This window comes from Congregibacter sp., from assembly GCF_965660375.1.
Taxonomy (GTDB): domain Bacteria; phylum Pseudomonadota; class Gammaproteobacteria; order Pseudomonadales; family Halieaceae; genus Congregibacter.
Map to the genome: position 1 here is coordinate 21,820 of NZ_CBFHZO010000028.1, position 11,928 is coordinate 33,747.

An 11,928-nucleotide genomic window follows, 5' to 3' on the forward strand; every position below is an offset into this window, starting at 1 on the left:
CATGTTAGAGCATGGAAAACCCTGGCGCCTGAGCCCCCGCGTTCGCCGGTTGGTCGCGCCCAATCCCGGAGCCATGACCGGACCCGGGACCAACACCTATTTGTTGGGTGACGAGGACGTTATTGTTCTGGACCCGGGGCCCGCCATTGAGTCGCATATTGACGCGATTCTGACGGCCGGTGATGGACGTATTCGTTACATTGTGTGCACGCACACCCACCCCGATCACTCCCCGGCATGGAAAGCGGTAGCGGAGGCTACCGGTGCTACCGTCATTGGTGCCCTGCCGGAAGGCGATGATCATCAGGACGAGACTTTCTCTCCTGATATCACCTTAAATCACGAGTACCGGCTGAAAACCGATGAGCTGTCGCTGTTGGCGCTGCATACACCGGGGCATGTCAGTAATCACTACTGTTTTCTCCTCGAGGATGAGGGGATGTTGTTCGCCGGAGACCACGTGATGAACGGCAGCACCGTCGTTATCATTCCCCCCGGCGGCGACATGCAGGCGTACATTGCGGCCCTGGAAATGCTCCTTGAGTATCCGGTGGACTGCATCGCTCCCGGCCATGGCGAAGTGATTGATGACAGCCGTGCCGAGATTGAGGGTCTGGTGAAGCATCGCCTGGCACGAGAGGCAAAGGTTTTGCAGGGCCTCGCGGCTCTTGGTTTGTGTGATCTGGATAGGCTGGTGCAGCGCGTTTACGACGATGTGGATCCGGGGCTTCATCCCTGGGCCAAGCTTTCCATGGAAGCACACTTGATTAAACTTGAGCGCGAAGGGCGAGCCAGCCGGAGCGACGACCAATGGACAGCGGCGTAAACCCAACTGCGGTTACAGCAGCCTTTAACGAAAAAGAGGTACCTGAGCTTCAATACGGTACAACCCCAAAACCCTAAGAAAACAGACTTTTTGAAAGGAGTTCCCAATGAACGGTTTGATGATGGATGCTTCACTGACGATTACGTCAATCATGGCCCACGCGGAGCGGGTGCATGGTAATCAGGAGATTGTTTCGGTTACCCGCGATAACCCCCGTCATCGATACACCTACAGGGATGCCTTTAAACGCACACGCCAGCTGGCCAATGGTATGGCGGCCTGGGGCCTGTCCCGCGGCGATCGTATTGCCACCTTGGCATGGAACGATTATCGCCACTTCGAGACCTACTATGCTGCAGCCTGCAGCGGTTACGTCTGCCACACCATCAATCCACGGCTGTTTCCCGAGCAAATTGTTTACATCATCAATCATGCGGAAGACCAGGTGGTTTTTGTAGACGCAGACTTTGTTCCCCTGGTGGAGGCTATAGCCGAACAGTGCCCGAAGGTTCGTGAATGGGTAGTGCTCACCGGTAAAGAGCATATGCCGGAAAGCAAGCTGGAGAATGTCAGCTGCTACGAGGATCTGGTGCACAGTCATTCTGATGATTTTGAGTGGCCAAACCTCGAGGAGAACGAGGCCTGCGCGCTGTGCTACACCTCGGGCACCACGGGTAATCCCAAGGGCGTCTTGTACTCTCACCGCTCCACCATGCTCCATGCCTACGCCACGCTGATGCCCGATGCCATGGGCCTGTCGGCCCGCGATGCAATCCTGCCCATTGTCCCCATGTTTCACGTCAATGCCTGGGGCACGCCCTATGCCTGTCCCATGGTGGGTGCCAAGCTTGTGTTTCCGGGTAACAAGATGGGCGACGGCGAGACCCTGGCGACATTGATCAATGATGAGGGTGTCACCATGTCGGCGGGCGTGCCCACGGTCTGGCTGGGGCTCCTCGCTTATCTGAAGCAGTCTGGCAAGACGGTGGAGACGCTGGACCGCGTCATTGTTGGTGGTGCGGCATGCCCGCTGTCGGTGATGGAGGACTTCGATCGCTACGGCGTCGAGACCCGTGTGGGCTGGGGCATGACCGAGATGAGTCCCCTTGGCTCGGTGAACGAGTGCACCGCTGCCCGTGACGAATACAGCGAAGAGGCGTTTGCAAAACAGCGCCTCAAGGCCGGTAGGCCTATTTTTGGTGTAGAGATGAAGATTGTCGACGACGAGGGTAAAGAGCTGCCCTGGGACGGTGAAGCCTATGGTTCATTGAAGGTCCGCGGCCCATGGATTTGCTCGGATTACTACGAGCTGGGGGCGGACTCCAGTGCGCACAGCGAAGAGGGGTGGTTTGAGACCGGTGACGTGGCAACCATTGATCCCACAGGTTACATGGCGATTACCGACAGAACCAAGGATGTGATCAAGTCCGGAGGTGAATGGATATCCTCCATTGATGTGGAAAATGCCGCGACGGACCATCCCAAGGTCGCCGAAGCGGCGGTAATTGGTCGTTATCATCCCAAGTGGTCCGAGCGACCATTGCTCATCGTTGTGAAGTCCAAAGACGGCCAGGATCTTACTGCCGAGGAGATGCTCGCCTGGTTTGATGGCAAGATCGCCAAGTGGTGGACGCCGGATGCGGTGGAGTTTGTGGACGAGCTGCCCCACGGCGCCACGGGAAAAATCCACAAGGTGGGTCTTCGCGAGCAGTTTAAAGACTACGAGTTTGCGGGATAGGACGACCGCAGCAGAGTCCTTGGCGACCAAATGAAGCTTCCCGCTACCCGTTTTGCTTCCGAGTTAAAGAAAGCTGGTCGACTGCTCAATCAGGGCCAGTTTTTAACGCTTTTCGAAAAGTCAGTGCGCAGAGCGGCGAGGGCACCCTGGAAAAAGTTATCCGCAAGTCAGCTTCTGGATCAGCTTCAGGCGTCGGGCCCGGTGGCATTGTTTATCGACAGTTATCTGGGCGGCGGATCGACTGACTATCTTGATCGAGAGGTAGTGATCGCGCAAGACCGTGGCGTTACGGTCATCCGGCTTGCCTTGCATGGTTTGCACGGTGGACTGGTAGTGACGTCTGATGCACTGAAGCTCAATCATCAAGTTACCGGTAGCGTGCATCTGTTGCTTGGCGATGAACGCCTGGCGGGATCGATAAAGAGCCTGCAAGTAGGGACGCTTGTGGGCTTCGCCGAGCCGGTGCAACTGATCAATAGCCTGCGATTGTTAATTTCAAAGACGAGCGCACCAACGACAGTTACGTGGCATGATCACTACCTGATTTGCCCCTCGCACCTACTGCTGGACGCATCGGGTGACTATTGCGCAGTACCAGGCTTAGAAGCCTGCAAACGCTGCATCTCCGCTCATTCGGTACCGGTTGATGTATCGGTGCGGGAGGGTGGTTTGTCAGTCTGGCGGCAAGCCTGCCAGGAGCTGCTTGAGGTTGTTGATGAGATACGGGTGTTCTCCCGGTCGTCAATGGCGTTGATTAGACAGGCTTATGGCACCCGCTTTGACCATCGCATGACACTCGTCCCTCACGATATGGCCTATTTTAGGATGTCCGCCCCGCCCGCGCGGCGCCAGGACCTTTCAATAATTGCGGTCATCGGGCGGATCAGCTTTCATAAAGGTGCCGAGGTAGTGTCCGCGCTGGCGGCGGAGATACGCGCACGGGACCTGTCTATAAAAATTAGGATTGTCGGCACCTCAGAGGTGCGTTTTGACTCCAGGGTAGTGTCGGTATCTGGTGGCTACAAAGCATCCGAGCTTCCTGAACTCCTTGATGATCTGGCCGTGTCTCTGGTGTTGATGCCGTCGATCTGGCCTGAAACTTTCAGCTACGTCGCACATGAGGTGATGGCAATGAAACTGCCGCTGGTAACCCTGCCTCTGGGGGCGCAGGCAGAGTGCGCAGAGAGCTACTCCCGCGGGTTTGTCGCCAGCAGCATGCACGCGCCAACATTGCTTGATGAAATGCTGGGCTTTGCGAGATCTGGCTATGGTGAATGCAGTGTCTGAGGCAAGGGTCGCGGTCTTTACCAGTGCTGCGCGCAATTACCTACCCAAGGTGCGAGTGTTGTTCGACTCCCTGGAGCGTTACCATCCGGAATGGGAGCGACATTTGGTACTTGTCGAGCGCGATGTGCACGACGCGGACCTGGAGCTGGCCAATGCGCAGTCCATAAAGAGCATCCCGGATTTGGGTATTCCAGACTGGGAGCCCTGGAGCTTTTGCCATCGCGTGGTAGAGCTGGCGACGGCAGTGAAGCCCTTTGCGCTCAAGCAGCTTCTTGCTAGCGGTGACTTCGACCATGCCGTGTACCTCGACCCTGATATTGCGGTCTTCTCACGTTTGGACGATGTTGTTGACGGCCTCGATACAGCATCGATTTTGTTATCTCCCCATCAATTGGTGCCTGAGGCAAGCCTGGGCCGTGTAATTGATAACGAGGTCACAAGTCTACAGTGTGGTGTTTATAACCTTGGCTTTCTGGCAGTAAATCGTGATGCGGTAGGGGAAGCATTTGCCGACTGGTGGTCTCAGCGATTGTATTTCTTTTGTCGCGATGACAAAGCTCGCGGTCTTTTTACCGATCAAAAGTGGGCCGACCTGATACCGGCGCTTTTCCCGAGTGTGGGGATTCTGAGGTCATCACGACATAACGTGGCCTCCTGGAATCTGTCGGAGCGTAACCTCACTGTGCGGGACGATTGCTTTTGGGTGGATGAAAATCCTCTGGGCTTTTACCACTTTACGGCTGTGAGCAGCGACTCTCATGAATTGATGGCATTGAAAAATAGCGACAACCCCGCTGCGCTTCGAAAAATTCTTGACTGGTATCGAGCTGAGGAGGGACGAGTAGCAATGAATCCCACACTACCATGGAGCTTTGCGCGGTATGCCGATGGTACCGTGATTCCAGATGTGCATCGCGCGATGTTCCGCGATAGGTGCGAGCTTCAGTCAAAATACCCCAATCCCTATGATTCGCCCGAGTTGAGGTCGGCGCTTGACACTTCAGTTGATCTGGCGCCTTCTGGAGACCAATCCGCAGAACTACCCCTTTCGAGTGGATACTCGGTGAATGAAGCACGTTATGATCAGGCGAAGCTGCGCCGCCTGCTGAGGCTTGCGCTTACCGATCCCTCGGCCCTTGCCAAGTTGTCAAAGAAAGCCATCAACGTGCTGAGCCGTGAGGGTATTCAGGGTGTGAAGCGTGTTCTTCGTTGAGAACACCATTGAGAACGTCGAGGAACTATCTTTAACCCTCAGACGTCTCTGTATAGAGTGCGAGTCCTTTTTTTATAGTTGGTTATTGCAGGGTGATGTTTAGATGAGATTGGGTGAGCGCTTGATGCAGGCGGGAAAGCTTACTGAGCGCGACCTGGACCGGGCGCTTTTGGCGCAGACTGAGATGGGTGGATATCTCGGTCAGGTATTGATTCGCCTCGGGTTAGTTGCAGAGACAGATGTCGTTTCAGAGCTCTGTGCGCAATTAGGGCTCAGCCTGGCGACAAGCGCCGATTACCCTGAGGAATTGCCCCGGCTGGAGTCAGTAGCCAGCGACTTCCTCGTCACAAATCAGGTGGTTCCTGTGTTTGTTACGGATGACTCAGTGCGTTTTGTCGCCGTGTTTCCTCAGGACGATTATCTCATGAAGGCGCTGGGTTTAGCGTGTCCGGGTCGCAACATCGAACTCATGCTGGGGCTGGAGGCCGAGGTTAATGCGGCGCTAGCTGCTTTTGAGGGCCTAGCGGAGGAAGAGGACGTTGAAGAAGACTCCCTTTCAGATCTTGATGGGATGGAGTTTGTGGAGCACTTGCGCGACATGGCCAGTGAGGCGCCGGTCATCAAAGTCGTCAACCAGATTATCCACAAGGCGATAGATGTGGGTGCTTCTGATATCCATATAGAGCCTTCGGACCAGGGTTTGCGTCTTCGTTATCGTGTGGACGGGGTTATCGGCGAGGAGCCCGATGCTCAGCTGCGCACTTTGCCCGCGGCCGCGATTGCCTCAAGAATTAAACTGCTGGCTAACCTGGATATTGCCGAGCGACGATTGCCTCAGGACGGCCGGATTATGACCCGGGTCAAGGGCAAGGAGCTGGACCTGCGTGTGGCGACAACACCCACTGTGCATGGCGAAGCGATCGTCATGCGTGTTCTGGACCGGGAAAACGTTCGCTTTAGCCTCAGCGGTATGGGTTTTAGCGACGACATTCTGCGGCCTTACAGGAGCCTGTTGGCTCGTCCTCATGGCGTGCTTTTGCTCACAGGCCCCACGGGCTCCGGTAAGACCACGACGCTGTACGCATCCTTGTCGGAGCTGGATGCGTCCGCTTCAAAGATCATTACCGTCGAAGATCCAGTGGAATATCAGCTTCCCGGTATCAACCAGATGCAGGTGCAATCGTCCATTGGACTGACCTTTGCAAGGTCCCTGCGATCCATTCTTCGACAGGACCCCGACATCATAATGATCGGTGAAATGCGTGATACTGAGACCGCGCAAATAGCGGTGCAGTCTGCATTGACAGGTCACCTGGTGTTGTCGACCTTGCACACAAACACAGCCGCAGGCGCCATTACCCGCCTGGAAGATATGGGGGTTGAGCGTTATCTGATCACCTCCGCTGTAAATGGTGTGCTGGCGCAGCGTCTATTGCGCAAGCTTTGTACTGAGTGTCGTAAGCCTTTGGATTTAGATGCGGGGACTTTGGAAAGCACCGGTCTTGGCGGATTCATGCAGGATGGTCACTCGACAGTATTTGTTGGCGAGGGCTGCGAAAAGTGCAAAGGAACGGGTTATAGCGGACGAACCGCTATTCACGAGATATTTATTATGAATGGGGACGTTCAGGATCTAATTCTCAGCGGTGCAGATGCCAGTGCGTTGCAGCGCGCAATGCGCGCCAAGGGCATGTTATCCCTCTACGAGAGCGGCCTGCGCAAAGTGGCCGAGGGGGTCACTTCGCTGGAGGAAGTGCTCCGGGTTACGCAGGATCAGAGTGATCAGGAGCTTGCGGCTTGAATAGCGTATTTCAGTCAGCCAGCAACGTGTCTCGCGGGGCACTGTATCAATCGCCTCGCTTGAGCAGGCATCGTTATGCCCGTTTTTAGCTACAGCGCAGCTAGCCGCTCGGGGGCCCTCGAGCAGGGGACCCTTGACGCCAGCTCCGAGCAGGTCGTACTGCGGGAGCTGCGGTCACGCGGTCTAACGCCAGTGCGCGTGGTGGTAGGCGCCCAAAAACCGCCCAAGGCTCCTTCAAAGTCCATCGCTCAGGGAGCCCCTGCTGTATCTACGGCGCCGGGCGCAAAAAAGCTTAAGCGCCGGGATATTGTGTCTTTCACCTCTGAACTCGCCACGCTTCTGCGAGCGGGTATGCCGGTGGATCGGGCCCTCGCGGTGCAAGAAGAAATGACCGTGAATCCGGTCTATAAAAGCCTGCTTTCGGACCTCCGTGACGACGTCAAGTCAGGTAAGCCTCTGAGTTCAGCGCTAGAGAGACGCGATACACTGTTTGGCGCGTTTTTTATCAACATGGTGCGTGCGGGAGAGGCAAGTGGAAGCCTTGGCCCCGTCCTTGAGCGTTTGGCAGATGCGCTCAGTCTTGCAGAGCAGCGTCGCGGCTCGGTAGTGTCGGCATTGATGTACCCCGCGATACTGCTTGTCGTGGCAGTGCTCGCAGTCGCGGTAATGCTGGGCTTTGTTGTCCCTCAGTTTGAGGCTTTGTTTGATGACATGGGCGAGGGCTTGCCCGGTATGACACGGGCCGTGTTGGCGATGGGTAAGTTTGTAGAGTCCTACGCTGTTTTCCTGATGGCGTTTACCGGTTTAGGGGTATGGGCTTCGCGCAGATGGTTGCAAAGTGCTGACGGCCGGGCCTGGCGGGACAACAAGCTGCTGAACATGCCCCTGGTAGGCCAGCTCGTCAGGCACTTCGCGCTAGCGCAGTTCGCAAGAACACTGGGCACGTTGTTGGGCAATGGTGTCCAAATGCTCTCAGCAATAAAGATTGCCTCTGATACCGTGGAGAATACGCGACTGCGAGCTGCGATGTCGGAGTTGCCCGCGGCGGTAAAAGGCGGGCGCGCGCTTTCGGCAATTATGGGAACTAATGAGGAGTTTAGCCCTCTGATGGTGCAGATGGTTCGTGTCGGTGAAGAGTCCGGGCGACTGGGTGATATGTTGTTGGAGGTTGCAAGGATCTACGACGCCGAATCAGATGCATTGATCAAGCGCCTCCTGTCGCTTATTGAGCCCGCATTGATACTGATCATGGGTGTTGTGATCGCTGTATTAATCGTATCCATTCTTATGGGCATTCTCGCGGTCAACGATCTGGCCATTTAATTACAACCGATTTTACTAGGAATATTTATGTTGCTTTGTTCTCCGTCTCGTTCAGCTGCACCGCATGCGCAAAGGGGCTTTACCCTTATAGAGTTGCTGGTGGTGCTTGCGATTCTGGCAATGCTGGCAGGTCTGGTGGGTCCCCGTATTCTCAACCAGCTGGGCGGAGCCAAGTCCAAAACCGCGGCGCTGCAGATCAAGGACCTGGAGCAGGCACTGGAGATGTACAAATTGGATGTGGGGCGTTTTCCGTCCAGTGATGAGGGATTAGATGCGGTAATTCGTCAGCCCTCTCGCGCGTCTGGGTGGAATGGCCCCTATCTCAAGAAGTCGGAGGTACCTCTGGATCCCTGGGGTAACGAATACGAATACGCTTTCCCCGGCAAGAGTGGCGATTTTGATTTGTTTTCTCTCGGGGCGGATGGCTCACGCGGCGGCGAAGGTGAAAACGCCGATGTGAGTAATTTCTGAACCAAAGCGGGCGATTAAGTGGCCGTAATAGCGTGGAATCTGTGTCAGAAAAGGGTTTTACTCTTATCGAAATCATGGTGGCGCTGGTTATAGCGTCACTGTTGGTAGGTGTCGGTGCTCCGGCTGCCTACCGGTACTATGAAACAGCGTCCTATCGCGAAGCGGTTCGTAGCGTGCAGAGCGCGGCAAATGCCGCTCGATTTCGTGCAGTTTCCTCCGGGAGTCCCTGGGACTTGGTGATTGATACAAAAAGCCCCGGTGTTCTCCCAATTGCAGGGTCCGACAAGATTGAAGACGCAGACTTTATCCGTCTGGGGGAATCGATACGGCTGCGCGCTGTTACCGCGGAGGAGTATGCCCGTTCTGACTACGCAGCGGTTCGGTTCTTCCCCTCGGGCAGCTCCAGCGGTGGCAACATCCGCATTGATATGGAGGGGAGGCCTACGGTGCGGGTCGACGTCGATTGGCTGCTTGGCAGGGTAACTCAAACGTCTGGTGAGGCTGATGAGTAGCTCTTTGCGATCCTCAAGGCATAGGGAGAGACGCTCTGTTCGGGGGTTTTCCCTACTCGAGATGTTGGTGGCTATTTCCATCCTCGGACTGGTGCTGGGAATGGTTTACGAGGCTGCTACCGGTGCTGTTCGCAACGTGAAGGTCGCGGAGGACTACAGCTATGCCATGCTTTTCGCGCAGTCCCTTCTTAACGAACATGGGCAGTATCCGAGGGCCGGTTTTAGAGCTTCCGGCGAGAGCAATGGTTTTCGATGGTCTGTGAAGGCGGAACCGCTTCCGGCGGATGGTGAGCAGAACACAATCCGTCTTCAAAAGTTTGAATCGCGGGTGGCATGGGGCGATTTGAGGCCCCGTGAGTTTGTGCTTAACACCGTCGTGGGAGTTGCCGATGAAGCGGTCCGCTAGCGGGTTTACGCTGGTAGAGGTGCTTGTTGCGAGCACGGTGCTCTCTCTGGTGCTTATGCTGACCGTGTCCGCGATGCGGATGATTGGCTCCTCCTCGTCCAAAGTTGTTGCGGTTGTTGATCGCAATGATGAGATGCGAACAGTCTCGCTGTTTTTACATGACGTCCTGCGACGAGCGGAAGGGTCGGGGGCTGGTGGGGTTCCGGTCTACGGGGGGCTGTGGTCTCAGGTGTCTGCGCAGCAAAGCTCGTATTTCAAGGGTGGGGCCGACTACGTTGCCTGGCTTGCTTCCTCCGCGGTCATCCCCGGAAGCAATGGCCAGCAGTATCTGCGGCTCAGCCGAGATAAAGGCGAGCTTGTTCTTCAATCGAAGGCTTACCAGGGCAACGAAGAGGAACCTGACTGGGGCACAGTGAATGACACCAAGGCGTTGATGAAAGGTGTCTCCGAGTTCGAAGTGTCCTATCGCTGGTCTCCCGAAGAACCCTGGGGCGTGCAAGACAACGATCAGCCGCGTTTGCCCGCGGCTGTAAAAATTCAAATTCGGTCGGAAGAAAAGTACTGGCCCGATATTGTCGTTAAGTTTGATAACTACTCTGCGGCGCCCGGACCTTAGGTCGTGAGTGGACGTATTTTGGGTTCGGATCGTCAACAAGGGGTAGCGACTGTACTGGTTCTATCCCTCATGGCCGGTTTGGCATTAATGGTTACGGCAATGGTGGGAACATCGCGCCTCGATACGCAGATGCTCTATGCGCAGCGGGACAAGCTACAGTCGGCAGCCTATTTTGATGGTGTGGCGCATTTGCTGCTGAACGAGTATGGCCGTGGTAACCGGGGTGTTGCCGCTGTTTCATCGGTAGTTTTTAATCAAAGCGTTGAATTTGCGGGTAAGCGCTTTGAGGGCAGTGTGTATCCCCTGGAAGGACTGTTGGACGTGCGGGTGGCACCTGTAAATGTGATTCAGTCTTTGTTTACCAATTTTGGCAGCTTGCCTGCCGACTATGCCCGGTCTTTAGCGTCTGCAATTGTTCGCTATCGGGAGCAAGGAAGCGATACCATAGGAACGAGTCCCGTTGTTATCGATGGCCTGGATGATCTGATGGCGGTGCCGGGTATGCGTCGAGAGGTGTTGGATCAACTCGGGTTTGCAATGAGAGCTTCGGGAGGGTTCTCGCCGGAGCCGAATCCGAGTATGTTGCCGGCGAGTTTTGCTGGGGTGTTCTCAGGCTCGGGTGACTTCGGTGGCTTTGCGCCTTCGTTAGCTGTCGGCGGGGCCGGTGCGGCCGGAGGCACGGTCGTGCAGTTAACGATGAGTTATGAAACAGAAAGCGGACGCCGGGCTACAGGGCACTATCGCGTGAGTCTCGATGAGTCACAGTACGGGATTCCATGGCGTGTTAAGTGTAGGTTTCCCACACAGTTTACGTCACTTTCGGATTGAGGGAGGTAGCTACAGATGTTTGAAGCGAATACTGACCTTCGTCTGTTCGGGTATGACTTGCGTTCGGCGGGTAGCTTTCTGCGAGCTGGCGTAGCACAGCTGTTTTGGGACAATGACAGCCCTATTAGGCAACAGCTAGACGAGCCTGTCCGTGCGACGCGGGTGGGTCCTGACAGGGAGGTGGTGCAGCCTGGTTTCTGGTACCGAGGGTCAAAACAGCTGGCTGGAGACATACCGAGCCAGTCGCCCTTTAACGCAATCGTACTTCCTGATGATATGGTCTTGCATCGTACCTTGGCACTCCCTGGCGCGTTGTCGAGCAGTATCCGGGAGGCAGTGCATATGGAGGTTAAAGCCTTCAGCCCGTTCCCGGAAGACGATACGGTTTTTGGGTGGCGGGTTACTGCCTCAGACGCCGAGCGAGTTGCTATCGACGTGGCGATTGCCTCGCGAGCGGCGGCGACGCATGTGCTGAGAGAGGTTGCTGAGAAAGGGAGTCACGTACGGGAAGAGGGCTCAGCGACAGTCGCCGTGGATCACACAGGGCTGGAGGTTTGGAGCTTTACGCCTGACTCGGAGCATCCAGTCGTTATTTTGGGTTTTGGTGAGTCCTATCGAAACGCGCAGTATCGTCGCTACTTGGCGAAGTTTCTGGCTGCAGTCGGAGCGGCCCTTCTGGCATTGGCATTAGCTCCGCTCCTCAGCGGTTTGGTTTTAAGCCTGCGAGCAAATAGTCTTGATGCCCAAGTGTTGTCTCTGCGCTCATCCACGGCTGATGAGATGGCGATGCGCGAAGAATTGAGTGTGGTGCGGCTGCTTGGCGACAGGATTGCAAGCGAAGTCGAAGGCAGCGCAAACTTTCGACGTGAGCTTTCGGTGCTCAGTGCCAAGGTCCCCGACGATGCGT

12 protein-coding genes are annotated in these 11,928 nt (G+C 55.8%); all 12 read left to right on the forward strand.

The window, feature by feature from the left end:
- Position 1 precedes the first annotated feature (1 nt).
- A complete protein-coding gene (locus ACTG3T_RS02355) occupies positions 2 to 826 on the forward strand; it encodes an MBL fold metallo-hydrolase (protein ID WP_439100660.1) in 825 nt (274 codons plus the stop codon).
- Positions 827 to 932: 106 nt separating this feature from the next.
- Positions 933 to 2,564: a 3-(methylthio)propionyl-CoA ligase gene (locus ACTG3T_RS02360; protein WP_439100661.1), complete on the forward strand. Its 1,632-nt coding sequence runs from the start codon at positions 933 to 935 to the stop codon at positions 2,562 to 2,564.
- A gap of 30 nt (positions 2,565 to 2,594) precedes the next feature.
- The gene (locus tag ACTG3T_RS02365) at positions 2,595 to 3,851 is read left to right on the forward strand and encodes a glycosyltransferase (RefSeq protein WP_439100662.1); all 1,257 of its coding nucleotides are present in this window, start codon (positions 2,595 to 2,597) and stop codon (positions 3,849 to 3,851) included.
- Complete coding sequence (locus ACTG3T_RS02370; RefSeq protein ID WP_439100663.1) at positions 3,844 to 5,064, forward strand: hypothetical protein; 1,221 nt, start codon at positions 3,844 to 3,846, stop codon at positions 5,062 to 5,064. Before ACTG3T_RS02365 ends, ACTG3T_RS02370 begins: the two co-directional genes overlap by 8 nt.
- Before the next feature lie 103 nt (positions 5,065 to 5,167).
- On the forward strand, positions 5,168 to 6,865 hold the full coding sequence (locus tag ACTG3T_RS02375; RefSeq protein WP_439100664.1) for a GspE/PulE family protein: 1,698 nt from the start codon (positions 5,168 to 5,170) through the stop codon (positions 6,863 to 6,865).
- Positions 6,866 to 6,940: 75 nt separating this feature from the next.
- Positions 6,941 to 8,188: a type II secretion system F family protein gene (locus ACTG3T_RS02380; RefSeq protein ID WP_439100665.1), complete on the forward strand. Its 1,248-nt coding sequence runs from the start codon at positions 6,941 to 6,943 to the stop codon at positions 8,186 to 8,188.
- Positions 8,189 to 8,215: 27 nt separating this feature from the next.
- Positions 8,216 to 8,659: a type II secretion system major pseudopilin GspG gene (gene gspG, locus ACTG3T_RS02385; protein WP_439100666.1), complete on the forward strand. Its 444-nt coding sequence runs from the start codon at positions 8,216 to 8,218 to the stop codon at positions 8,657 to 8,659.
- Between the two features lie 32 nt (positions 8,660 to 8,691).
- Positions 8,692 to 9,171 (forward strand): GspH/FimT family pseudopilin, encoded by a 480-nt coding sequence (locus ACTG3T_RS02390; RefSeq protein WP_439100667.1) that lies wholly within the window; start codon positions 8,692 to 8,694, stop codon positions 9,169 to 9,171.
- A complete protein-coding gene (locus ACTG3T_RS02395; protein ID WP_439100668.1) occupies positions 9,164 to 9,577 on the forward strand; it encodes a type II secretion system protein in 414 nt (137 codons plus the stop codon). The genes ACTG3T_RS02390 and ACTG3T_RS02395 overlap by 8 nt, the downstream gene beginning before the upstream one ends.
- Complete coding sequence (locus ACTG3T_RS02400) at positions 9,561 to 10,193, forward strand: prepilin-type N-terminal cleavage/methylation domain-containing protein (protein ID WP_439100669.1); 633 nt, start codon at positions 9,561 to 9,563, stop codon at positions 10,191 to 10,193. Before ACTG3T_RS02395 ends, ACTG3T_RS02400 begins: the two co-directional genes overlap by 17 nt.
- Positions 10,194 to 10,196: 3 nt before the next feature.
- Positions 10,197 to 11,021 carry a hypothetical protein gene (locus ACTG3T_RS02405; protein WP_439100670.1) on the forward strand — a complete coding sequence of 275 codons (825 nt, stop codon included), beginning with the start codon at positions 10,197 to 10,199 and terminating at the stop codon, positions 11,019 to 11,021.
- Positions 11,022 to 11,036: 15 nt separating this feature from the next.
- Positions 11,037 to 11,928, forward strand: an 892-nt coding sequence (locus tag ACTG3T_RS02410) for a hypothetical protein (RefSeq protein ID WP_439100671.1), incomplete at its 3' end; no start/stop codon positions are given.